This window comes from Thauera butanivorans (assembly GCF_048398245.1).
In the GTDB taxonomy this organism is placed as follows: domain Bacteria; phylum Pseudomonadota; class Gammaproteobacteria; order Burkholderiales; family Rhodocyclaceae; genus Thauera; species Thauera butanivorans.
This window is the reverse complement of sequence record NZ_CP183038.1, coordinates 2,479,100-2,501,751: the sequence shown is the minus strand read 5'-3', so window position 1 is coordinate 2,501,751 and position 22,652 is coordinate 2,479,100. Positions and strand designations below refer to the sequence as shown.

The 22,652-nt window shown below is 67.9% G+C and carries 24 protein-coding genes; 4 read left to right on the top strand and 20 right to left on the bottom strand.

The window, feature by feature from the left end; translation table 11 throughout:
- Window positions 1-51 precede the first annotated feature (51 nt).
- Both ACNQFN_RS12230 and ACNQFN_RS12225 read left to right on the top strand, forming a co-directional pair.
- Entirely contained in the window at window positions 52-621 is a 570-nt protein-coding gene (locus tag ACNQFN_RS12230; RefSeq protein WP_418646627.1) for a hypothetical protein, read from the top strand.
- Entirely contained in the window at window positions 618-2,039 is a 1,422-nt protein-coding gene (locus ACNQFN_RS12225; RefSeq protein WP_068635091.1) for an MATE family efflux transporter, read from the top strand. The genes ACNQFN_RS12230 and ACNQFN_RS12225 overlap by 4 nt, the downstream gene beginning before the upstream one ends.
- Here ACNQFN_RS12225 and ACNQFN_RS12220 read toward each other — a convergent pair.
- The 13 genes from ACNQFN_RS12220 to ACNQFN_RS12160 form a co-directional block, all read right to left on the bottom strand.
- Window positions 2,015-3,343: a ferric reductase-like transmembrane domain-containing protein gene (locus ACNQFN_RS12220; RefSeq protein WP_068635092.1), complete on the bottom strand. Its 1,329-nt coding sequence runs from the start codon at window positions 3,341-3,343 to the stop codon at window positions 2,015-2,017. The genes ACNQFN_RS12225 and ACNQFN_RS12220 overlap by 25 nt on opposite strands.
- A 174-nt stretch (window positions 3,344-3,517) precedes the next feature.
- Window positions 3,518-5,332 (bottom strand): M61 family metallopeptidase, encoded by a 1,815-nt coding sequence (locus ACNQFN_RS12215; RefSeq protein WP_418648919.1) that lies wholly within the window; start codon window positions 5,330-5,332, stop codon window positions 3,518-3,520.
- Window positions 5,333-5,490: 158 nt separating this feature from the next.
- Window positions 5,491-6,594 carry a tRNA (uridine(54)-C5)-methyltransferase TrmA gene (gene trmA / locus ACNQFN_RS12210; protein ID WP_418646626.1) on the bottom strand — a complete coding sequence of 368 codons (1,104 nt, stop codon included), beginning with the start codon at window positions 6,592-6,594 and terminating at the stop codon, window positions 5,491-5,493.
- Window positions 6,595-7,009: 415 nt separating this feature from the next.
- A complete protein-coding gene (locus tag ACNQFN_RS12205) occupies window positions 7,010-8,041 on the bottom strand; it encodes an IS110 family transposase (RefSeq protein ID WP_418646625.1) in 1,032 nt (343 codons plus the stop codon).
- A gap of 184 nt (window positions 8,042-8,225) precedes the next feature.
- Window positions 8,226-8,588 (bottom strand): 2Fe-2S iron-sulfur cluster-binding protein, encoded by a 363-nt coding sequence (locus ACNQFN_RS12200; RefSeq protein ID WP_418646624.1) that lies wholly within the window; start codon window positions 8,586-8,588, stop codon window positions 8,226-8,228.
- Window positions 8,585-9,016: a tautomerase family protein gene (locus ACNQFN_RS12195; RefSeq protein WP_418646623.1), complete on the bottom strand. Its 432-nt coding sequence runs from the start codon at window positions 9,014-9,016 to the stop codon at window positions 8,585-8,587. Before ACNQFN_RS12195 ends, ACNQFN_RS12200 begins: the two co-directional genes overlap by 4 nt.
- A 37-nt stretch (window positions 9,017-9,053) precedes the next feature.
- Window positions 9,054-9,812 carry an SDR family oxidoreductase gene (locus tag ACNQFN_RS12190; RefSeq protein WP_418646622.1) on the bottom strand — a complete coding sequence of 253 codons (759 nt, stop codon included), beginning with the start codon at window positions 9,810-9,812 and terminating at the stop codon, window positions 9,054-9,056.
- Window positions 9,812-10,861, bottom strand: coding sequence for a 4-hydroxy-2-oxovalerate aldolase (gene dmpG, locus ACNQFN_RS12185; RefSeq protein WP_418646621.1), 1,050 nt, complete (start codon window positions 10,859-10,861; stop codon window positions 9,812-9,814). Before dmpG ends, ACNQFN_RS12190 begins: the two co-directional genes overlap by 1 nt.
- The gene (locus tag ACNQFN_RS12180; RefSeq protein ID WP_418646620.1) at window positions 10,861-11,775 is read right to left on the bottom strand and encodes an acetaldehyde dehydrogenase (acetylating); all 915 of its coding nucleotides are present in this window, start codon (window positions 11,773-11,775) and stop codon (window positions 10,861-10,863) included. Before ACNQFN_RS12180 ends, dmpG begins: the two co-directional genes overlap by 1 nt.
- On the bottom strand, window positions 11,772-11,999 hold the full coding sequence (locus ACNQFN_RS12175; RefSeq protein WP_004334023.1) for a tautomerase family protein: 228 nt from the start codon (window positions 11,997-11,999) through the stop codon (window positions 11,772-11,774). Before ACNQFN_RS12175 ends, ACNQFN_RS12180 begins: the two co-directional genes overlap by 4 nt.
- 26 nt (window positions 12,000-12,025) lie before the next feature.
- Window positions 12,026-12,829, bottom strand: coding sequence for a 2-oxo-3-hexenedioate decarboxylase (gene dmpH / locus ACNQFN_RS12170; RefSeq protein ID WP_418646619.1), 804 nt, complete (start codon window positions 12,827-12,829; stop codon window positions 12,026-12,028).
- Window positions 12,826-13,623 (bottom strand): 2-oxopent-4-enoate hydratase, encoded by a 798-nt coding sequence (gene dmpE / locus ACNQFN_RS12165; protein WP_418646618.1) that lies wholly within the window; start codon window positions 13,621-13,623, stop codon window positions 12,826-12,828. The genes dmpH and dmpE overlap by 4 nt, the downstream gene beginning before the upstream one ends.
- A gap of 9 nt (window positions 13,624-13,632) precedes the next feature.
- The gene (locus ACNQFN_RS12160) at window positions 13,633-15,093 is read right to left on the bottom strand and encodes a 2-hydroxymuconic semialdehyde dehydrogenase (RefSeq protein ID WP_418646617.1); all 1,461 of its coding nucleotides are present in this window, start codon (window positions 15,091-15,093) and stop codon (window positions 13,633-13,635) included.
- 316 nt (window positions 15,094-15,409) lie between these two features.
- Between ACNQFN_RS12160 and ACNQFN_RS12155 the strand changes: the two genes are divergently transcribed.
- Together ACNQFN_RS12155 and chrA are read left to right on the top strand one after the other, a co-directional pair.
- Window positions 15,410-15,550 carry a hypothetical protein gene (locus tag ACNQFN_RS12155; protein ID WP_169802946.1) on the top strand — a complete coding sequence of 47 codons (141 nt, stop codon included), beginning with the start codon at window positions 15,410-15,412 and terminating at the stop codon, window positions 15,548-15,550.
- Between the two features lie 5 nt (window positions 15,551-15,555).
- Window positions 15,556-16,785 (top strand): chromate efflux transporter, encoded by a 1,230-nt coding sequence (chrA, locus tag ACNQFN_RS12150; RefSeq protein WP_418646616.1) that lies wholly within the window; start codon window positions 15,556-15,558, stop codon window positions 16,783-16,785.
- 69 nt (window positions 16,786-16,854) lie between these two features.
- Here the strand turns inward: chrA and ACNQFN_RS12145 are convergent, their stop codons facing one another.
- From ACNQFN_RS12145 to ACNQFN_RS12115, 7 genes are read right to left on the bottom strand one after another with little or no spacing between them, the layout of a single operon-like run.
- On the bottom strand, window positions 16,855-17,916 hold the full coding sequence (locus ACNQFN_RS12145; RefSeq protein WP_068635104.1) for an NADH:ubiquinone reductase (Na(+)-transporting) subunit F: 1,062 nt from the start codon (window positions 17,914-17,916) through the stop codon (window positions 16,855-16,857).
- Window positions 17,917-17,926: 10 nt separating this feature from the next.
- Window positions 17,927-18,283, bottom strand: a complete 357-nt coding sequence (locus ACNQFN_RS12140; RefSeq protein WP_068635105.1) for a phenol hydroxylase subunit P4 — start codon at window positions 18,281-18,283, stop codon at window positions 17,927-17,929.
- Between the two features lie 31 nt (window positions 18,284-18,314).
- Window positions 18,315-19,832 (bottom strand): YHS domain-containing protein, encoded by a 1,518-nt coding sequence (locus tag ACNQFN_RS12135; RefSeq protein ID WP_068635188.1) that lies wholly within the window; start codon window positions 19,830-19,832, stop codon window positions 18,315-18,317.
- Window positions 19,833-19,846: 14 nt separating this feature from the next.
- Complete coding sequence (locus tag ACNQFN_RS12130) at window positions 19,847-20,116, bottom strand: MmoB/DmpM family protein (RefSeq protein WP_004334009.1); 270 nt, start codon at window positions 20,114-20,116, stop codon at window positions 19,847-19,849.
- A 9-nt stretch (window positions 20,117-20,125) separates the two neighbouring features.
- Window positions 20,126-21,118: an aromatic/alkene monooxygenase hydroxylase subunit beta gene (locus ACNQFN_RS12125; RefSeq protein ID WP_068635106.1), complete on the bottom strand. Its 993-nt coding sequence runs from the start codon at window positions 21,116-21,118 to the stop codon at window positions 20,126-20,128.
- A gap of 42 nt (window positions 21,119-21,160) precedes the next feature.
- A complete protein-coding gene (locus ACNQFN_RS12120; protein WP_068635189.1) occupies window positions 21,161-21,439 on the bottom strand; it encodes a phenol hydroxylase subunit in 279 nt (92 codons plus the stop codon).
- Window positions 21,440-21,449: 10 nt separating this feature from the next.
- Complete coding sequence (locus tag ACNQFN_RS12115; protein ID WP_068635107.1) at window positions 21,450-22,385, bottom strand: catechol 2,3-dioxygenase; 936 nt, start codon at window positions 22,383-22,385, stop codon at window positions 21,450-21,452.
- Window positions 22,386-22,652 lie beyond the last annotated feature (267 nt).

Genomic DNA, 22,652 nt, shown 5'->3' with positions numbered 1-22,652 from the left:
GTAGTACACTCCCCCGGCACATTTTTCCCGGCCTGCCGGACAACAACAGACATGCCATCCTCCTCTTCCCCCCACTCTCCCGACATACCTGCCGAACTGCCGGGCGACGCCGCCCGCCGCCGTGCAAAACGGAGCCTGCTCGCCTTCATCATCGCGCTGCCGATCTCGTGGTGGCTGTTCAGCCGGCTCGAACCGATCTGGGACCGGATCCTGCCGCTCGAAGGCCTGCCTTTCATGGCCGCGGCCACGCTGCTCGGCGCGGCGCTGGCGATCGCGCCGCTGGCGGCCGCCATCGGCTTCCTGCTGGCGGTCTGGTTCGGCGTGGACAGCGTCTACCTGCCCAGGCGCACGACCGGCGCCGCGCTCGACAAACCCATCGTCGCAGTCGGCCTGCTGGTGTGGTTCTCGCCCGCGCTGGCCGCCATTGCCGCCGCCGGGCGCGGCCTGTACGAGGGCCGCATCCACTTCGTGCGGCCGCCGCGCGACTACTTCCTCGCCACCGATCCGATCGCCTTCTGGCAGGGCGTGGGTTTCTGGCTGATCATGGCCGTGCTGTTCGGTTTCCTCGCCTGGCGCTACTGGCGCCCGCGCCTGTTCCCCCGCAGCGCGGCGCAAGATTGAAGCCCACCCCCGCCCGTCCCACCTCGCCGGCAACACCGGCGGCCGCAGCTCTGCCGGCAGCGCCCATCATCCGCCAGTTGCTGCACCACGCCTGGCCGGTGCTGGTCGCGCAGTTGCTGTCGATGTCCATGATGGTCGCCGACACGCTGATCGCCGGCCGCTACGGCACGGCCGACCTCGCCGCGGTCGCGGTCGGCAGCGGGCTGTACATCTCGGTGGTGATGCTGCTGGTCGGCATCCTGCAGGCGGTGGCGCCGACGATCGCCCACCATGTCGGCGCCGGGCGCAGCGGTGCGATCGGGCCGGCTCTGCAGCAGGGCTTCTGGCTGGCGCTGATGCTGGCCGTGCCGGGCTGCCTGGTGCTCGGCCAGCCGGATGCCCTGCTCCGGTTCGCCCGCGTGCCGCCCGAGATTGCCGAAGGCGCCGGTGCCTACCTGCGGGCCACCGCCTTCGGCCTGCCGGCGGTACTGCTCTATCGCACTTTCTACGCCTTCAACAACGCGGTCGGCCGACCGCGGGTGCTGATGGTCATCAGCTTCATCGCCGTCTGCGTGCATGTGCCGCTCGCCTGGGCGCTGACCCACGGCCTGTTCGGCTTCGCCGGCCTGTCCGCGCTCGGCGGCACCGGCTGCGGCATCTCGACCGCCATCGTCAGTTGGCTGGGGCTGGGCTGCGGGCTGCTGCACCTGCTGCGCAGCCCGGCCTACCGCCAGTACGCGATCTTCTCGCACTGGCAGGCGCCCCGCCCGCGCGAGATCGGCTCGCTGCTGCGCCTGGGCGTGCCGATGGGTTTTTCCACCTTCATCGAGATCACTTCCTTCACGCTGATCGCGCTGTTCGCCGCCCGCCTCGGCTCCGAAGCGGTGGCCGGCCATCGGGTGGTCGCCAACCTGTCGGCGCTGGTCTACATGCTGCCGCTGGCGATGTCGATCGCCACCCTGGTGCTGGTCGGTCAGGCCGCCGGCGCACACGACTGGGCACGCGCGCGCGCAACGGTGAAAGTCAGCCTGTGGCTGACGTCCGGCTTCGCCACGCTGGTCGGCATCGGCCTGTGGCTGCTGCGCGAGCCGGTGATCGGCCTGTCATCGACCGATCCGGCGGTACGCGCGGTGGCGCTCGGCCTGATCGTCTACATCTGCATCTATCAACTGACCGACGCGATCCAGACCGTGGCCGCGCATGCCTTGCGCGGCTTCAAGGTCACGCTGCTGCCGATGCTGCTGCACACCCTGTGTTTCTGGGGCGTCGGCCTGGGCGGCGGCTACTGGGCCACTTACCACGCCTTCGGCCGCGAGACGGCGCCCAGCGTCGCCGGCTTCTGGGAGGCCAGCGTGGCGGCGACCGTGCTGGCCACCGCACTGTTCGGCTGGCTGCTGGCGCGGGTGATGGAACGTCAGCGCATCTCGAACAATTCCTGATGAAAGGCTCCCGGGGGGAGCCCGTGAGCCAGCAGATCGGCACGCAAGGCCCGGCCGAACGCCGAAGGGCCGCAGAACCAGACGCTGGCATCCTTCCAGCCGGGCACGGTGCGGCGCAGGCGCTCACCATCCAGCCGGCCCTCGCCATCGCCTATCAGCAGGTGCAGCCTGACACCGGCGGCCCCGGCCGCTTCGGCCAGAATCTCGCGAGCCTGCGGCGCCAGCACGGTCGTGGGGTGAAACAGGTCGACCTGGCGGCTTTCAGCGGGGTGCCCGGCAAGATACTGCAGACGGGCCAGGAAAGGCGTGATGCCGATGCCTGCGCCGATCCAGATCTGGCGCCGCTGGTCCGAGAAAGTGAAGCAGCCATAAGGCCCTTCGACCGTCACCGGGTCGCCGATCTTCAGGCGCTCCGGCAGGCGCCTGGTGTGGTCGCCCAGCCCCTTGGTGACGAAGGTGATCTGCCGCTTGCCGGGGTCCCATGCCGACGCGATGGTATAGGGGTGAGCGCCTTCGCGGGGATCCGAAGTGACGAAGGCGAACTGGCCGCTCTGGTGCCCCTTCCACCCTTCGTCGAGCTGGATGCGCGTGACCAGGGTTTGCATTTCGGGGTAATGGATCAGTTCCTCGATGCGCCCGCCCACCTGGCGCTTGCGGCCGATGCGGCCGGCCAGGCTGATACAGGCGGCCAGGCTGCCTGCGGCCATCAGCAGCGCCATGGCGATGCCGATCGGCTGGGTCCAGTATTCGTGCTTGATCAGGATGACGCTGTGGAAGACCAGCAACAGGTAGCCGGCGGCCAGCAGCGTGTGGAGCCTGGCGAACAGGCGGTAGGGAAAGCGCTTGATCAGCGCCAGCACGATCAGGACCGCGACCGCGTAGAAAGTCCATTCGCCGACGGTTTCGGCCAGCCCGCGCTGGGTGCGCAACAGCGCCTCGATGCCTTCGTATGCCTGCCCGCCGCCCTTGCCCGGCTTGACCAGCCAGCCCCAAGCGACGGCCCACTTGGTGCCCTTGGCGAACAGCCAATGGACGGTGCCGGCCACCAGCGCGGTGATGCCGAGCCATTTGTGCAGGCGGTACATCTTGTCCAGGCCGTCGAACATCGGCTCCAGGCGCACCGGGCGCAGCGCCAGGACCATGGCGACGCTCATGGCCCCCATGGCGATGACGCCGGAGTACTGCACGAATACCTTGCGGAACGGAAAATAGCCGAAAGGCTGGGGCAGGAAAGTATCCGCCATCAGCCACAGCACGCTCAGCCCACCCAGCAAAACCACGAGACCTGTCTTGATCGGTTTCATCGCCGTACGCCTCCCGCCGTACTTTTTCGATTGACGATGCCCAAGTTTCGCCCGGCCTGCCTGAACGCAGCCTGAATCCGCCTGGCTCGCACCGACGTGGAGCCGGGGCCTGCCGGCCGGGAACTGCGGGAATCCAGCGCCGGCAGGGATGATCCTGCTTCTGCAGCCGAGCGCTCAGGCAGCCCGGCCCAGCCAGCCCCTGCGCAGCTTCAGCGCTCCGGCGGAAGCCTTTTCCGCAGGCTTCAGGCTGATCTTGTCGACGACGGGCTCGCCCAGCACGACGCTGAACACCATCAGCTCGTCGCGGCGGAAGGCGTGGATCTCCACCTCATCGCCAGGCTGGCGCCGCGCGAGCATGTCGTCGAGCGCCTTGCCGCTGCCCAGTTTCAGGCCGTCGAGCGCGATCAGCACGTCGCCGGCCGACAGCCCGGCCGCCTGTGCCGCACCGCCGTCATGGACGCTGGCAAGCCTGCATTCGCCATTGCCGGCCGCCAGCTTGACGCCGAGCGAAGGTGCGGCGGTCGTCGGCTCGGCCTGCCAGTCGATGCCGAAGCCTTTCAACAGCCGCGCCAGCGGCAGATCGTCCGTGCCTTCGACCGTCTTCTTCAGCCAGCGCGCCAGCTTCGGTCCCAGCGTGCCGCCGCCGGTTTCGCGCACCGCGTCGAAGACGCCTTCTTCCGCCACCCCCAGCCCGGTCTGGCCGTGGCGCTGCCACAGCAGGCGCATCACGTCGTCCAGGCTGCTTCGTCCGTCGCTGCCGGCACGCAGCTGCAGGTCGAGCGCGAGCGCGATCAGCGCGCCCTTGGCGTAATAGCTGACGATGGCGTTGGGCGCGTTCTCGTCCTGGCGGTAATACTTGGTCCACGCATCGAAGGACGACTCCGCCACGCTCTGCTTGCTCCGCCCGCTGCCGCGCAGCACGGCGGAAACGGTCTTGCCGAGCAGACCGAGGTAATCGTCGGGCGCGATCACGCCGCTGCGCACCAGCGCGAGGTCGTCGTAGTAGGAGGTGAAGCCTTCGAAGGCCCACAGCAGGCGGGTGTAGTTTTCCTGGGTCAGATCGTAAGGCGTGAAGGCCGCCGGCTTGATGCGCTTGACGTTCCAGCTGTGGAAATACTCGTGGCTGCACAGGCCGAGGAAGCTCTTGTAGCCGTCGGGCAGGCCTTCCATGCCCTTCCACGGCAGCTCGGCGCGGCTGCACAGCAGCGCGGTCGAGGCGCGGTGCTCCAGCCCGCCATAGCCCTCGCCCACCACCATGGTCAGGAAGGCGTAGTAGTCCATCGGCGGCGGCGCGCCGAACAGCGCGATCTGCCATTCGCAGACGCGGCGCAAGTCCTCGCACAGGCGTTCGAGATCGCAGTCGTGGCGGCCGGTCAGCACGATGTCGTGGGTCACGCCGGCGGCGTCGAAATGGCCGAGGGTGAAACTGCCCATCTCGACCGGATGGTCGATCAGCTCGTCGTAATCGGCGGCGCGATACCAGCCGAAACCATAGGGCCGCGCCGCGCCGGCCACGCCGCGTGCGAGCGGCAGCGCGGTGGCGACCTTCCAGTCGCGGTACTCGGCGCCGTCCGGCCGCTCGATGTCGACCAGGCAGGGACGATCGCTGCGTCCTTCCACCGCCAGGAACACGCTGGTGCCGTTGAAGAAGCCGTGGGTGCCGTCCAGGTGGGCAGCGCGTACCGACAGATCCCAGGCATAGACTTCGTAATACAGGCTGAGCACGCCGCCGTCCGGCACCGGCGCGGCGCGCCAGCTGTGCTTGTCGAGTTTGTCGATCGGCCAGGCTTCGCCATCCAGTTCGGCGCGCAGCGTGACGATGTTGCGTGCGAACTCGCGGATCATGTAGCTGCCCGGAATCCACGCCGGCAGGCGGAAGACCTGCCCGGCCGGATCGGGATCGCGGACAGTGCAGCTCACATGGAAAAGATGGGCGCCGGGATTGGCGGGGCGGATACGGTATTCGACGGCAGGCAAGGCGGGAGGCATCGTGTCGCGGGTCCGGTTGGCAACGGGGATTGGCACGGGCTTCAAGCCCTCGTGCCGGAAGTCCTGTATTTACCACCCCGCACCGCCCGCGTCGACCCGGGCTGCCGCAGCGCAATGCGCAGCGCCATCCGTGCCCGGCGCTCCGGTTGCGTGGCGGCTCAGCCGCCGGCCCGGCGCCGCTTCAGCAGCAGGCCGCTTTCGAGGTGAAGGGTATAGGGAAACTGGTCGAACACCGCCGCCGCCGCGATCTCGTGCGTATCGTGCAGCGCGGCGACGTTGTCGCGCAGCGTGGCCGGATTGCACGACACGTACAGGATGCGCTCGAAGCCGCGGGCGAGTTCGACCGTGGCCGCGTCCAGCCCGCTGCGCGGCGGATCGACGAACAGCGTCGAAAAGCGATAGCCGCCGAGGTCGATTTCCTTCATGCGGCGGTATTCCCGCCCGCCGGCCAGCGCGTCGCTGATCTCGTCGCTCGACATCCGCACCATCGTGACGTTGCCGATGCCGTTGGCCTCGAGGTTGTAGTTTGCCGCGCGCACCGAGGACTTGCTGACCTCGGTCGCCAGCACCTTGCCGAAGGCCGGCGCCAGCGCCACGGTGAAGTTGCCGTTGCCGCAGTACAGCTCCAGCAGGTCGCCGCCGGCATCGGCCGCCTGGCGGCGGGCCCAGCCCAGCATCTGCCGGTTGACGCCGGCATTGGGCTGGGTGAAGCTGCCTTCGATCTGCTGGTAGCGCAGCGTGCGGCCGTCGAGTTCGAAGGATTCCAGCAGCCAGTCGCGGCCGAGCACGATCTTCTGCTTGCGGCTGCGGCCGATGAGCTGCACGCCGAAGCGGTCCGCCAATGCCTGCGCGGCCGCGCTCCAGTCCTCGCCGAGCGGGCGGTGGTAGATCAGGCACACCATCAGTTCGCCGCTGTGCGTGGCGAGGAATTCGACCTGGAACAGCTTGCGCTTGAGCACTTCGCAATCCTGCAAGGCATCGCGCAGGCGCGGCATCAATTCGCAGACCGGCTGGACCGCAGCGGGAAAATCATCGATCAGCACGACTTTCTTGTCGCCGCCGCCGGCCTCGAACATCGCGTAGTCGATGCGCCCGCCGTGGTGCCAGATGCGGAACTCCGCGCGCATGCGGTAGTGCAGCGGCGCCGAGCGGAAGACTTCGGGCTCGGGCAGGCCGAAATCGGCGAAATCCCGCTTAAAGGCGGCGAGCTTGCCGGCCAGTTGAGATTCGTATTGGGCGGGGTCGATGCGGTCGGACGGCATGGCAGGCAAGGCGGTAGTGGAGACGGAAGCCGGAGGGCGCAAGAGTATACGACGGCCATGGACGGGAAAGGCGGACGAGAAAGACCCCCACGCTCATCTGAACTGCACCCCAGGAGGCTTTTTCGTCCTGGGGCGGCCCGGCGACGAAAAAATCTATGGTCAGCCCGATTTTCGCAAGGCAGAGGAGTTCAGGCGTAAATTGGGCTTGCGCAAATCTATTCGGAGTCGTGTTGGGGAGGGGACTCCCCGCTCCTTGATGAGAGCCGCGCCTGGCAATCCTCAAAAGCCCCTCAGCGTGTGATCGCTGTTTTTTATGTCAGGTTCGTTGCCAGGCCGTTGAGCCGTTTACGTCATCACGTGATCTACCGTCGCAAAACCCGGTGGGTGACTACAGGTTCATTGGTGGCGCGAGTCATCAGCCTGCTGCCACAGGCTGGCGACACTGATAGTGCGTTCCGTTGGCGAGGATGGCCCAGGCGATCCTCGCCAATTTATTGGCCAGTGCGCAGGCGACGACATTCGAGTGGCGTCGGGTGAGCATGGCGCGGGTCCATTGGCCCAAGGCGTCGGTGCGCTTCTGAATGCGTTGCATCAACGCGCGAGCGCACTGCACGAGGAGCCGTCGCAGGTTCTTGTCCCCGCGTTTGCTGATGCCCAACAGCGTGGGCTTGCCGCCGGTGCTGTACTGGCGCGGCACCAGCCCGACGGAGGCGGCGAACTGGCGCGCGTTGGCGAACTGCCTGGCATCGCCCAGCTCGGTGGCGAGCACGCTGGCCGTGATCGGCCCGATGCCGGGAATTTCCAGCAACCGCTGGCCGCGATCGTCCTCGCGCAGTTGTTGCGTCAGTTCCTGCTCGACCTGCTTGATCTGCTCGTCCAGATACTTGAAGTGGGCACGCAGCCGCTCGATGAGTGCGATCAGGCGCGGCGGCAGTTGTGTCTCGTGCTCGGCCAGCACCGCCGGCAGGCGCTTGATGATGGCTGCGCCCTTGGGCAAACCGATGCCGAACTCCAGCAGGAAGGCGTGAATCTGGTTCGTCGTGGACGTGCGTTCGCGTACCAGGGCTTCACGTACCCGGTGCAGCGCCGAGATGGTCTGCTGGGTCTCGGTGCGCGGACGCACGAAGCGCATGCTCGGCCGACTCGCCGCCTCGCAGATCGCCTGGGCGTCGGCGAAGTCATTCTTGTTGCCTTGCACGAAGGGCTTGACGAACTGCGGCGAGATCAGCCGCGTCTCATGTCCCATGCCGCCCAACCGACGCGCGATCCAGTGCGCACCGGCGCACGCTTCCATCACGACGCGGCAGGCGGGAAAGTTGCCCAGCATCGTCAGCATCTGGCTGCGCGACACCTTCTTGCGGAATACCATCCGCCCCTTCTCGTCCTGAGCATGAAGGTGGAAGCAGTGCTTGCCCAGGTCGATCCCGATCAACGTCACCGCATTCATGATAATGGCCTCCGAAAAGAACAATCCCCGTTCAGCGTAGCCGCTGAGCGGGGATCGGGCTGACCATCTCATTAGCCCCGGAACGGATTCCGGGGCGCAAGTGCCGACGACCGAGGAGATGGGGAGAGGCCATCAGCATGAAAAGGACGGGGCCGCGATCAGGCCCGGGAGCGGCCCCGGAGCGTCATTCGCCGGTGCCATCCGCTGCGGGCACCGGGCGCCCCGCGCCCATGCATTTCTGCATCTTGCCCAACACTTGGAGCACCAGATCGCTTTCCGGCATGACCCGGCACGCCAGCACCACGCCCGCCGCCAGTTCGTCGGCGCCGACGTGCTGGCGGCTCATCGCCCGGCAGCGGTAGCGCCCCGCGGTGATGCGGATCTTGCACACGCCGCAGCCGCCGCCCCGGCAGCCCAGCGGAATGCCGCGCCGGCCGAGCCGCGCCATGCCGTCGAGCACCGATTCGTCGCTGCCGCAGGCATAGTGCTCGCCGGTGCCGGCGATCTCGACGTCGTGCCTCACGCGTGCCGGCCCCGCCGCGCTCACGCCGCGCCGTCCGCCGCCCGCAGCGCCCGCGCGCGCACTTCGTCGGCGCGCAGCTCGCTCGCCGGACGGCCGCCGATCGCCCAGTCCTCCGGATGCACGCGGGTGCAGCTACCCCTGACCAGCGCCCGCTCCACGCCCAGGATATCGACGAGCAGCGTGGTGAAGCCGGCGAGCAGGCGCTGGCGCTCTTCCAGCGGCCGGCCTTCGAGGACGATGAAGTGGAACACCGGCGCATGCGGCCCGTCGTCGCCGACCAACTCGCCGGCGACCAGGACGTGCGCCGGCGCGTGCCGCGTGATGAAGGCCCGCACCCGCTCCAGCGGCGCGCGCAGCACCTCGCAGTAGAGCGCGCAGGCGGCCTTCAGCAGCGCCGCTTCCTGCTGCGGCGTCGCCCGTCCTTCGACCAGGTGGAAATTGACGACCGGCATGTGAATCTCCTTGTCAGGCAGGTCCCGACCCCGGGGCTCAAGGCAGTCCGCGCCGCCGTCCGGCGTCGAGCATGAAGGTGCTGCCGGTCATCGCGTCGGCTTCGGGGTCGAGCAGCAGGGCCACCGCCCAGGCCACCTGCGCCGGCGTCGTGAACGCGCCGATCGAGGATTCGGCGCGCATCTGCGCCATCACGTCCTCGACGGTGATGCCGCGCAGCACGGCACGGTCGGCGGCGACGCGGTGCAGGCGTCCGGTGTCGGCCGGCCCGGGCGCGATCAGGTGGGCGGTGACGCCGGCCGCGCCGTGGGCGAGGCTCAATTGCCGCATCAGGTTGCCCAGCGCCGCGTTGGCGATGCCTGCGGCGGCGGCGTAGGCGGTCGGCTCCAGCCCGTAATGCCCGCCGATCGCGACCAGCCGCGAACCCCGCACCAGCCGCGGCTCGACCGCGCGCACCAGCCGCAGCATGCCGCCCACCTTGATGTTGACCGCATCCACGACCGCCGCCGCCGGTACCAAGGCGATGCCGCCGGCCACGGCGACGCCGGGGCCATGCACCACCATCCGCACCGGACGGTCGACGCTGGCGGCGATCTGCGCGATGGCTTCGTCGGCGGCGATGTCGGCGACGCAGGCGCGCACCCGCGGGTGGCGCGCGCGCAGCGCGTCGAGCGCGGCCGCGGTGCGCGACACCGCCACCACGCCCAGTCCGCGATCGCACAGGCGCGCGACGATGTGCTGGCCGAAGGCGCCGGTCGCGCCGACCACCACCGCGAGTTCGGACGGCTCACCGGACATCAGGCCACGCCCTCCAGTCCGCGCGCCTTGGCCATGGTCATGGCGGTATCCATGATCATGTCCTCCTGGCCGCCGATCATCTTCTTGCGCCCGAGTTCGACGAGGATGTCGCGCGCGGACACCCCGGTGCGCTCGGCCGCGCGCCTGGCATGCAGCAGGAAGGTCGAATACACCCCGGCGAAGCCCAGCGTCAGCGACTCGCGGTCGACCCGCACCAGGTGGTCCATCATCGGCACGATGATGTCCTCGGCGGCATCCATCAGCTTGAACAGGTCCACGCCGGTCTCCATGCCCATGCGCTCGCACACCGCGGCGAACACCTCCAGCGGCGTGTTACCCGCGCCCGCGCCCAGCCCGGCCACCGAGCCGTCGATGCGGGTGGCGCCGGCCTCGATCGCCGCGATCGAGTTGGCGATGCCCATGCCCAGGTTGTGATGGCCGTGGAAGCCGATCTCGGTCGCCGGGTCGAGCGCCTCGCGCAACGCGGCGACGCGCGCGCGTACGTCCTCCGGCAGCATGTAGCCGGCCGAGTCGGTGACGTACACCGTGTGGGCGCCATAGGACTCCATCAGCTTGCCCTGCGCGGCGATGCCGGCCGGGTCGTTGAGGTGGGCCATCATCAGGAAGCCGGTGGTGTCCATGCCGAGCTTGCGCGCGAAGGCGATGTGCTGCGGCGAGGTGTCGGCCTCGGTGCAGTGCGTCGCCACATGCACGCTGCGCGCGCCGGCGTCGAAGGCCGCCTGCAGTTCCTTCATCGTCCCCAGGCCGGGGATCAGCAGCACCGAGACCTTGGCCTGCTTCATCCGCGATGCCACCGCGGCGATGTATTCCTCGTTGCTCGCCGGCGCAAAGCCGTGCTGCAGCGAGTTGCCGCCCAGGCCCGCGCCATGCGTGACCTGGATGTAGGGGACACCGGCGTCGTCGAGCGCGGTGGCGACCTTCACCATCTGCTCGACGCCGATCTGTTCGCGCTTGGCATGCATGCCGTCGCGCAGGCACATGTCGTGCAGGACGACCTTGCGGCCCTGCAGGGATTTCGTTTCGCTCATCACACCGCCTCCGTCGCTTTCAGCTTGATCTTTCCGGCCAGGATTTCCTTGGAGAACATCTCGGCGGTGCGGGTCGCGGCCGCAGTCATGATGTCGAGGTTGCCGGCGTACCTGGGCAGGTAGTCGCCCAGGCCGGCCACTTCCATGAACACGGAAACCTTGTTGCCGTCGTAGATGGGGCCATTGACGAGCCGGTAGCCCGGCACGTACTTCTGCACTTCGCCGATCATCTGCAGGATCGACTCGGTGATGCGGACATGGTCCGGTTCATCCTCGGTCAGGCAGTAGATCGTGTTGCGCATGATCAGCGGCGGTTCGGCCGGGTTGATGATGGCCAGCGCCTTGCCTTTCTTCGCACCGCCGACGCGCTCGATCGCGCTGGAGGTGGTGTAGGTGAATTCGTCCAGGTTGGCACGCGTGCCCGGCCCCACCGATTTCGACGACAGGCTGGCGACGATCTCGGCGTAGCCCACGCCCTGCACGCGCGACACCGCGTTGACGATGGGAATCGTCGCCTGGCCGGCGCAGGAGATCATGTTGACGTTCATCTCCACCCGGTCGGCATGCTCGCGCAGGTTGACCGGCGGCACGCACAGCGGCCCGATCGCGGCCGGCGTCAGGTCGATCATCATCACCCCCAGTTCGTTGAGCTTGCGGCTGTTCTCCGCATGCACGTAGGCGCTGGTGGCATCGAAGGCGATCTGGATGCCGTCCTCCAGCACGTGCGGCAGCAGGCCGTCCACGCCTTCGGCGGTGGTCTTGAGGCTCATTTCGCGGGCGCGCGCCAGGCCCTCGGAGGCGGGGTCGATGCCCACCATCCAGACCGGCTCGAGCACCAGGCTGCGCTGGATCTTGTAGATGAGATCGGTGCCGATGTTGCCGGAGCCGATCAGGGCGCATCGGATCTTCTTCATGGGTTCTGCTCCTGCGATGCCGTGCGCCGCTGGCGTTCCGCGCGCTCGGCCATGGTCAGTCCGGCGACGAAGAATTCCTCCGTGCCGTGTTCGGTGATGAGGATGCGCACCGTCTCCGGGCTGCACCCCAGGCTGCGCGCAACCGCCTCGGTGACGGCGCCGGCCACCGCGCGCTTCTGCGCGTCGCTGCGGCCCTGCATCATGTGCATTTCGATGATTGGCATCTGTCGTCTCCGGCTTTACGCCGCCCTCATTCGGCGAAGCGCATCGACACGCTGCCCAGTTCCTGGAAGCGCGCGACCACGCTGTCGCCCGGCCGCACGGGGACGGCCTCGGTGATGCCGCCGCTCATGACGAAGCTGCCGGCGGGCAGGCTCTCGCCCAGTTCGGCAAGGATGTTGACCAGCATCGCAACCGCGTCCGCCGGATGGCCCAGCACCGCCGCCGCGGCCCCCATGCCGACGATCTCGCCGTTCTTTTCCAGCACCACACCGAGCGTGCGCAGGTCCAGCTCATCCGCGCAGCGGGCGCGGCCGCCGCCGACGAAGCGCGCCGACGAGCCGTTGTCGGCGACCACGCTGGCGAGGTCGAACTTGAAGCCGGAGAAGCGCGAATCGATGATCTCCACCGCCGGCAGCACATGGTCCGTGGCATCGAGCACATCCTGGCGCGTGCAGCCGGGGCCGGCGAGCGCCTTCTTCATGACGAAGGCCACTTCGCACTCGACGCGCGGATGGACGAGGTCGGACGTCGAGATCGCGGCGTTCTCGGCGCGCGCCATGCGGTCGGTCAGGAAGCCGATGGAAGGCACGTCGACGCCCATCTGGCGCATCTTCGCCTTCGAGGTCAGCCCGGCCTTCCAGCCCACGAGCCGGTGCCCCTGGGCGACGTAGCGGCGGCGCAGTTCGGTCTGCACCGCGTAGCCGTCGCCGATCGTCATGCCCGGGTATTCGTCGGTCAGCTTGGGAATGGCGTGGGCGCGGCGCTGCGCGCCTTCGATGCGCTCGCACAGGCGCACGACATCCTCGCGCGACAGGGTGATGTCCATGCTCATGCCGCGCTCCTCCCGGAGAATTTCACCCGGCAGCTGCCGAGCCCGCCGACGGTGCACACCAGTTCGTCGCCGTCGGCGACCGGCACCAGCGCCGATTGCGACCCCGACAGGATCACCTCGCCGGCCTTGAACGGAATGCCCAGTTCGCCCAGCGTGTTGGCCAGCCACGCCACCGCATTGGCCGGCGAGCCCTGCACCGCGGCGCCGACGCCGGTCGAATGCAGCTCGCCGTTCTTTTCGAGCACCATGCCGGCCAGCGTGATGTCGAGCCTGCGCGGGTCGCCGCGGCTGCCGCCGAGCACGAACACGCCGCAGGAGGCGTTGTCCGCCACCGTGTCCTGGATGCGGATCTTCCAGTCGGTGATGCGCGAATCGACGATCTCGAAACACGGCACCACGTAGTCGGTGGCGCGGATCACGTCCATCGCGGTGACGCCCGGCCCCCGCAGGTCTTCCTTCAGCACGAAGGCCAGCTCGGCCTCCGCCTTGGGCTGGATCAGCGTGCCGAGGTCGATGGCCTCGCCTTCCTCATGCACCATGCCCGAGGTGAGCTGGCCGAAATCCGGCTGGAACACGCCGAGGAAATCCTGCACCGGCTTGCTGGTGACGCCGATCTTCTTGCCGACGATCGTCTCGCCGGCGGCGAGGCGGCGTTCGATGTAGCGCGACTGGATGCGGTAGGCATCCTCCAGCGCGATGTCGGGCTCGCGTTCGACGAGCGGCGGCACCGTGCGGCGCGCGCGCCAGGCGTCGAAAAGCTCGTCGCCCAATTGCCTGATCCTGCTTTCATCCATGATTCCGCCTCAGAGCTTGACGCAGATGTTGCGCGTCTCGGTGTAGAACTCCAGGGAATGCACCCCGCCCTCGCGCCCGATGCCGGACTGCTTCGAGCCGCCGAAAGGCGTGCGCAGGTCGCGCAGGAACCAGCTATTCACCCAGGTGATGCCCACCTCGACACGCGCGGCGACGCGGTGCGCGCGCGCCAGACTGGTGGTCCAGATCGTCGTGGACAGGCCATACACGGTGTCGTTGGCGAGGCCGACCACTTCGTCCTCGGCATCGAACGGGCGGATGTGGCAGCACGGCCCGAAGATTTCCTCGCGTACCACGGCCGCGTCGTCGGCCAGGCCGGTCCAGATGGTCGGCTGCACCCAGGCGCCGTCGGCGAGTGCTTCCGGCATCTCGGGCACGCCGCCGCCGGTGACCACGGTGGCGCCCTCTTCCACCGCCTTGCGGTAGTAGGACAGCACCTTCTGGCGGTGCGCCTGGCTGATCAGCGGCCCGTAGTCGGCATCGTGATCCTCGGGGCGGCCGTACTTCACCGCTTCGGCCCTGGCCTTGAGCGCCTGCACGAAGCGCTCGAAGATCGGCCGCTCGACATAGACGCGCTCGGTGCCCAGGCACACCTGCCCGGTATTGAGGAAGGCCGAGCGGAAGATGGTCCCGACCGCGGCGTCGAAATCGCAGTCGGCGAAGACGATGGCCGCGTTCTTGCCCCCCAGCTCGAAGGACACGTCGCGCATGCCTTCGGAGGCGGCCTTCATGATCGCCGTGCCGGTGCGCGTCTCGCCGGTGAAGGTGATCGCATCGACGCCGGGGTGCTGGGTCAGGAATTCGCCCGCGGAGTCCGGCCCGAAGCCGTGGACGACGTTGTAAACGCCCTTCGGCACGCCGACGGCGTTCATCACCTCGCCGAGCAGGGCCGCCGTCTGCGGCGACTCCTCCGACGGCTTGACCACCACGGTGTTGCCGCAGGCCAGCGCCGGCCCGACCTTCCAGGTCATCAGCATGAAGGGCGCGTTCCACGGGCAGATGACGCCGATCACGCCCTTGGGCACGCGGATCGCGTAGTTCAGCGCGCCCTGCCCGTCCGGCGTCGCCATGCGGAAGGACTCCGAGGCCACGTTCTTGACGACGTCGGCGAACACCTTGAAATTGGCCGCGCCGCGCGGGATGAACACGTGGCGCATGACGTGGCCCGGTTGCCCGGTATCGGCCATCTCGGCGGCGACGAAGTCCTCGAAGCGGCGGGTGATCTCGTTGGCGACGCCATGGAGCAGATCGACGCGCTGCTCCGTCGTCAACACGCCCCACTCGCCCGCCAGCGCCGCGCGGGCGGCGCCGACCGCGGCATCGATCTCGCCGCGCCCCGCCTCGGCGACCGAGGCGATCACGCGGTTGTCCAGCGGCGAGCGTTTGTCGAAGCGGCGGCCCGAGGCCGGCGCCCGGTATTCGCCCGCGATGAAGTTGTCTACAAGACGCATGGTCCCCCCAGGTGTGGATTTGTCACTCGTGCCGGAAGCGCTGCGCATCGGCCCCGACCTTCGAAAACGAGTCTAAGAAAGAAGCGAAATACCGTCTAATACTTTGTTATCTAATTATCAATACCTTAAAGGTATTGAATAAAGCATGGATGACGGCGGCGCGCGCATTCGAAAAAATCCCAAGGACGGCCGGGGAAAACGCTCGGCTTGAGCCGGAAAGCCTTCTCCGGCGTGCCGATCAGTGGCCGCATGGGTACTATCGGTTCCGAAAACCGGCCTCGGCCGGGAACAACGGCCATGATCCAAGGAGCTCGATTTGTCCGACGCCACCAGCACCGCCACGTTCACGTTCGCCAAGTGCGAATTCGACGATGAATTCCGTGCGCGGGTGATGCACGCCGATGGCGATGGCGGCATCCCGCATCCACTCGCCGCCCGCCGGGCATCGCGCCCCTGAAACGGATGGCCGACCCCGCCGACACCGCGCAGCGCGAGGCTGCCGCCGCGCCCGGCACCCCTGCCGAGGTCTTCGGCGCCTTCCTCAAGCTGGGCCTGAGCTCGTTCGGCGGGCCGGTCGCGCACCTGGGCCATTTCCGCCTGGAGTTCGTCGATCGCCGCCGCTGGCTGGACGACCGCGCCTATTCCGATCTGGTCGCCCTGTGCCAGTTCCTGCCCGGGCCGGCCAGCAGTCAGGTCGGCATGGCGCTGGGGCTGGGCCGCGCGGGCTGGGCCGGGCTGCTCGCGGCCTGGGCAGGCTTCACCCTGCCATCGGCGATCGCGCTGATCCTGTTCGCCTTCGGCATCGCGCAGTACCGCGACCTGGCCCAGTCCGGCTGGGTGCATGGGCTCAAGGTCGTCGCCGTGGCCATCGTGGCGCAGGCCGTATGGGGCATGGCCAGGTCGTTGTGCCCCGACCGTCCGCGCGCGGCCCTGGCGATCCTGGCCGCGCTGCTGGCGATGCTGCTGCCCTCGGCGGCCGGACAGGTCGCCGCCATCGCGGTGGCGGGCCTGCTGGGTTGGCTGGGACTGAAGATCGCACAGCCGGGCGGCGGCCAGGCGCACGTCTACCCGGTCTCGCGCAAGCTGGGCATCGCGGCGCTGCTGTCGTTCGCCGCGCCGCTCGCCGCGCTGCCGCTGTGGGCGGCCGCCACCGGCTCGTCCACGATCGCCCTGCTGGAAGGGGTGTATCGTTCGGGCGCGCTGGTCTTCGGCGGCGGCCATGTCGTGCTGCCGCTGCTGCAGGCGGCGGTGGTGCCCGGCGGCCTCGTGGACAATGCCGATTTCCTCGCCGGCTATGGCGCGGCGCAGGTGGTGCCGGGGCCGCTGTTCACCTTCGCGGCCTATCTCGGCGCCGTCGCCGGCGGGCCCTTGCACGGCTGGATCGGCGGCCTGGCGCTGCTGCTCACCATTTTCCTTCCCGCTTTCCTGATACTCGTCGGCGCGCTGCCGTTCTGGGCGGAGCTGCGCCACCGTGCGGGCATCCAGACGGCCATGGCCGGCATCAACGCGGGCGTGGTCGGCATCCTGGCGTCTGCCCTGTACGACCCGGTGTGGACGAGCGCCATCCATGGCAAGGCCGATTTCGGGCTGGCGCTCGCGTCGTTCGGGCTGCTGACGGTCGGACGCGCGCCGCCGGCGCTCGTGGTGCTGCTGGCCGGGGTGGCGGGCGGGATCATGGCGATGGGACGCTGAACCCCGGTTCGCCGGGCGCGGGAAAAGGAGGCGGAGGCGCGAATGGCGCCTCCCCCGGCGTGCTCCCGCTCAGATCGCCTTGAACAGCGGACTCCTGATCTGCTGCGCGTCGGCGGCCGAGATGAACTTCTCGGTGTAGATGTCGCGCTCGAACAGGCGCCCCTGCATCAGCGTCGTGATGCAGGCGTCGATCATCAGCGGCGGCCCGCACAGGTAGGCCTTGTGGCCGCGGAAATCGTTGTCGAAGGCGGCCTTCGCCGCCTCGTGCACGAAGCCGCGGAACCCGGTCCAGTCCGTTCCTTCCGGCTCGTGCGACAGGGCCGGCACGTAGCGGAAGTTGGCATGCTTCCCGGCCAGCGCGAGGAAGTCCTCGTGGTAGTAGAGTTCCTCGCGGCTGCGCTGGCCGTAGACGAGCGTGACCGGCAGTTCGAAGCCTTCTTCGAGCAGGTCGAGGATCATCGCACGCGGGCTCGACAGGCCCGAGCCGCCCGCCATGAAGAGCACCGGAACGCGCGCCGACTTCTTGACGAAGAAGCGCCCGTAGGGACCGCTGATGCGCACCCGCTCGCCGGCCCGCATCCGCTCATGCACGTAGGCCGTGCCCTCGCCGCCCGGCACGATGCGGATGTTGAGTTCGATCTCCCCCGCCGCCGACGGCACGCTCGCGATCGAGAACGCGCGGCTGCCGATGCCGCCGGGCAATTCCAGGTTGATGTACTGTCCGGCCTGGAAGCGGATGCCGGCGGGTTCGTCGAGCGTGATCCACACACCCTTGATCGTCGGCGTGAGCGTTTCGATGCGACTGACGGCGCCGTCGAAATCGCGCACCGGCAGGTTCTCGGCGTCCGGGTCTTCTTCGATCTCGGCCTCGATCACGAGGTCGCTTTCGGCGCGGGCGCAGCACGCCAGGCACTTGCCCTCGTCGCGCTCGAAGTCCATCAGCGCGAAGCTCGAGGCTTCGCCGTGATCGACCTCGCCGTCGCTGACCTGCACCTTGCAGGTGGCGCACAGGCCATGGCAACAGGCGTGGGGCAGGTAGATGCCGGCGCGCAGGGCCGCGTCGAGAATCGTCTGCCCCGCCTCGATCTCGATCGTCTGGCCCAGCGGCTCGATGGTCAGTTCGTAGCTCATCGCTGCCCCTTCACGCGACGGCCTGCAGGGAATTCAGCCCCGGCGTGCGGAAGCGGAGTTGGTCCTTGTGGCCGATGCCGTTGTCGGCGAGGCTGCGGGAGAAATCCGGCGCGAAGGGCCGGTTGTCCTTCAGCCACTCGACCTTGCTCCAGTCCAGCGCGGAGGCGTCGGGGTCGGCCTGCAGCAGCGCCGCGAGCGGCCCCCGCAACACCTCGCCGAACGGCGTGGCGGGCGGCAGGCACAGCATCAGCGGCGCGGCGAACAGCAGGTGGTGGTCCCAGCTCAGATACACGATCTGCTTGCCGCCGTAGTTCTCCACGCGGTCGCGGGCGACGCCGATGTATTCCTTCAGTGAGGTGACAGCCATTGTCGAGTCTCCTTGTCCTGGTGGGCGCGGGTCACAGGTTCGAGGTCGCGAGTCCGCGCCATTCGTCGAAATGCTTCTGATCCCGCGAACCGTCGTAGTCGCCGTTGTCGGCGCCGTCGCGCAGGTTGACCCAGTCCATCCACGCGGCGACGTCGCCGCCCAGCTCGCTGAACAGCGCCGGCATCGGCAGCCAGGCCTGGATGTACTTCTCCGGCTCGTGCTCGAAGATGTCCTTGCAGCCGTCGGAGCAGAACTGATACTTCTCGCCCTTGTAGACCGTCTCGCGGTGGCAGGTCAGGGTCGGGTCGCCGGGCTCGGTGAACACGCACGGCAACTGGCAGCACTGGCACAGCCTGGCCAGGCCGTAGTTCTTGAACGGCGTGCCGGCGGCCTTGAGCTTCTTGATGTGCGCCCAGCGCGGGCGGTAGTGGCGGTCGAAGGTGTCCGGGTACTTCGCCGACAGCCAGGCCATGTCGTCGTCCGACGGAATCCAGCTGTGGAAGGCGGTGCCGAAGCTCCACTGGTAGAGGCCGAGCATGAACTGGTGCGACATGTGGTCGATGGCCTGCTCGGCATCGTCCCAGCCCTTGGGCGGGCGGATGCCGTAGCGCGCCAGGTCGCGGAACAGCGCGCCGCCGTTCTCGACGCCGTAGATTTCCCAGGCCTCGCGCCACGACATCACGCGCTTGGGCAGCATGTAGTCCATCATCGTGCTGACCAGGCCGAGCACGCGGAAGCCGCGCCAGAACCACTTGTCGATCCAGCCCTGCACGATCGGCAGGTTGTCCGGGTCCTGTTCGAGCATGAACTTGATGCACTCCAGCCCCAGCGTCATGTGGCGCGCTTCGTCCGACTGCGCGGAGAAGCCGAAGGTGACGGTCGCCATGTCGCCGTTGTAGGCCGCGCCCGACATGAAGGGCACGAACAGCAGGTTGGTCAGCACGTACTCGAACGAGAAGCCGATCGCGATCATGAACTCGAACGGGCCGGCGCTCATCGCGTCGTCGAAGAACGAGCGCGCGACCGAGGTGTACCAGATCCGGTCGCGCGCATCGGCGAAGGCATGGAAGCCGTCGTAGTAGCGGTTGTAGTTCGACATGGCGTGGATCTGCGTCTGGGCGTGGCGGATCTCGTCGATCGCCTGCATCTGGCAGGCGACCTGCGTGCCGACGCCAGGAAACTCGCGGCCGATGCGGGCGAAGCCCTTGTGCGCGGCGTATTCGCCCGGGCTGATGGCCTGCAGGAAGATCTTCAGCGCCGACAGGTAGCGCGCATCGGTCAGGTTGAGGTGGCCGTTGTTCTGCGCATGGGCGTCGATGATGGCGTAGAACTTGCGCTCCTTTTCCGCCTGGTACTTCCAGTAGGCGTCCATCGTCAGGCGGAAGGGGTCTTCCCACTTGTCCCAGTCATGCACCTTGATGCCTTCGTAGCGGACGTAGGGGAAGATGGCCTCCTTCGACTGGTAGCCCGGCTCCCAGCCCAGGTCGCGGGTCAGGACGCGGTAGCGCTCCTTCATGCCCAGCTTTTTCTTGGTGGCTTTCATATCCATGGTGTTTGCCTCGCTCATTCGTTCCAGCTCAGGGTCAGCGTGTCCTCGTCCTCGTCCACGTTGCCCGAAAGGGTGATCAGGTTGATCTGCAGTTCCTGCAGGTCGTAGGCGCGCCCGAGTTGTTCCTCGATGGTTTCGCGGCGCACCACGAGCCGCCCCGGCGCGTCGATCTTGACCATCGCCGGCTGGCGATTGACGACGGCCTGCGGGTTGTCGATCTCGATGGCGTCGATGATCGGGCGGGTTTCCTCATTGGCCTGCAAGGCGATGAATACGGTGGACATCGTGTTTCCTCAGAAAGAGATCCCGGTCTTGTGGATGCGGGCCTTGAACGCCGCGATCTGCACGGCGACCGCTTCGTCGGCGTCGACGCCGAGCACCAGTTCGACGACCGGCACCAGGGCGGCGGCGGCGCGGTCGCTCCAGTGCGCCATCCAGCCCTGCAGGACCTCGCGGTTGTGGTCGGATTCGGCGGCCGCGGTCTTGAGCACCGCATCCACCCACTTGCGCGTCTCGTCGAACCACTCGGCCATGAACTGGGTGAGCATCGCCACCGCGCTCGCCCCCCTGGCCGACAGCTCGTCATCGACGATGCGCGCGTAGACCAGCGGATACAGCAGGCCGTCGAGCGCGGCGTTCTGCGCCACGAACAGCTCGAACGGGTCGCGCACCACCATGCAGTCCTCGACGTAGCGCCGCAGCGGCTGCCAGGCGGGGCCGTCGAGCCAGGCGGCCTTGCCGGCGTCGAGCGCTTCCACGTCGCCCAGCATCATCCCCAGCCGGGACAGGTACTGGGCGATGCCGAGGTTGTCCATCGCGTGGTACATGCAGGGCTGCGTGAAAGCAGTGCCGAAGCCATAGCCACAGACGAAGGTGTTGTTCTGGTTGGCGCCCCAGGCCGCGTGGCGCAGCGGCACCAGCAGGCGCAGCACGGCCTCGCGCAGCTCGGGAGCCAGCCTGTCGGCCAGGCCGCGGGACTCGACGAAGGCGAAGTTGGCCTCGGTGGTGTCCTGCTGGCGCGCGCGGGTCAGGGTGTAGGTGCTGTAGTAGAACTGGCGCGGGTCCTTCAGCGCGTACCAGTCCCGCATCGCGATGCGGGTGATGCCGGCATCGTAGAGCTGCTGGTCCGGATCCCAGGTCGGCCGGTAATGCAGGTTTTCGGCGGCCTGGATGTCGTAGCTGCCTTCCTGGTAACGCGAGGCCGGCTTGTCGCCGAAGCGGCGGACCAGGTGGTCGAAGGCGTTGCGCTGCGGCTGGATGCTGACGGTGCGAAGGTCGATCTGCATGTTGTCCCTCCTGCGCCGCCCCGGAGCGGCGGCGCATGCTGTTCATCGGAATCGGGTGTGGGTGGCGTCGGCGAGCCGCCAGTCGAAGTCGTCGGGCGTCTTGGCGTCCGCCTGCCCGTCCCGCGGCGGCAGCAACGCCACCGCGTTGGCGGCGCAGAATTCGCCGAAGGCCTCGCGGCCGAGGATCAGCTCGACGAAGAGTTCCGGCTCGCCGATGGCGAAATCGAATTCGACGAAGCCGTTCGGCCGTTCGCCGGTGACGCGCACGAAGCGCCGGGCGGTGTCGAAGGCCGGCGCCGCGCTGGTATCTGTCGCTGCCATGGCGGCCACCTCAGGTCACGACGGTGAGGAAGGTTTCGTGCAGCTTGCGCTGGACGTAGTCCAGCCCGCCGCCCGCGCCCAGCGCCTCGAAGGTCCAGGTCAGCGGCTCGTGGTCGGGATAGGGCTGGCGGTCTTCCTTGAAGGTCTCGAAGCGGTTGCCGGAGGGGTCCCAGGCATAGATGGTGCGGCCGCGGGTGACGCCGTGCCGGGTCGGTCCGATGTCCACCGGCACCTTGTTCATGGACATGATGTCGCCGGCGCGCAGCACGTCTTCCCAGCTTTCCATCAGGAAGGAGCAGTGGTGCAGCTTGCCCGGCTCGGGATACTCGGCGAAGGCGATGTCGTGCGACTTGATCGAGCAGTTCAGGAAGATGATCAGGTTGGCGCTGCCTTCGGGATTGAGCACCCGCTCGACCAGCGTGAAACCCAGCACCTCGGTGAAGATCTTCTGCACCGCGCCGATGTTCGGCCCGTACAGCAAGGCATGGTCGAGACGCAGCGGCGCCATGCCCCGCTTGTTCTCGGGCGCCCAGGGCGTCGGATCGACGAGTCCACAGCCGTTGCCGACGGCGCTTTTCTTCGCGTACAGCTCGAACCAGTGGCCGGACGGCACCTGGAAGCGCACTCTCTCGCCGGTTTCCAGCAGGTCGCCGGCGGGCAGGCGCGTGGTGTCCAGGCCATAAGCGCGCAGGTCCGCCTCGAGCCGGTCCAGCGTGGCCTCGTCGAGCACCTTGAAGCCGATGAAATCCAGCCCCGCGCAGTCGGCTTCGCGCAGCACCACGCTGTGGTGGTCGATCTCGTCGCGACACTTTAGATAGACCCGCCCTTCGGCATCGCGCCCGGTTTCGGTCAATCCCATGATGTCGCGGTAATGGCGAACGGCATCGTCGAGATTCATCACCCTGAGCTGGACGTGCCCCGGTCGCAGGACTCCTGTCATGGCCATCTTCTTGTCTCCTTGTTCAACGGTGGGTGCGGGCAAGGCGCCTGACCGATCCGTCATCCATCAAGCCCGCTTATCAAGCATTCACCATTCTTTATGCAGAGACCGTGCCAGAAGAATCAAATCACTGTATTAATTGAGTTTTCACGAAAAAAGCGACGCTGCTGCTGCGGCGGTGGCCTGACGTTTTGGTCCATCGCCGCCGTCCGCCTGACAAAAGCGTCACGGTGCGATGCAGCAAGAAGGCAGAGCCGATCTGCGCCGAAAACG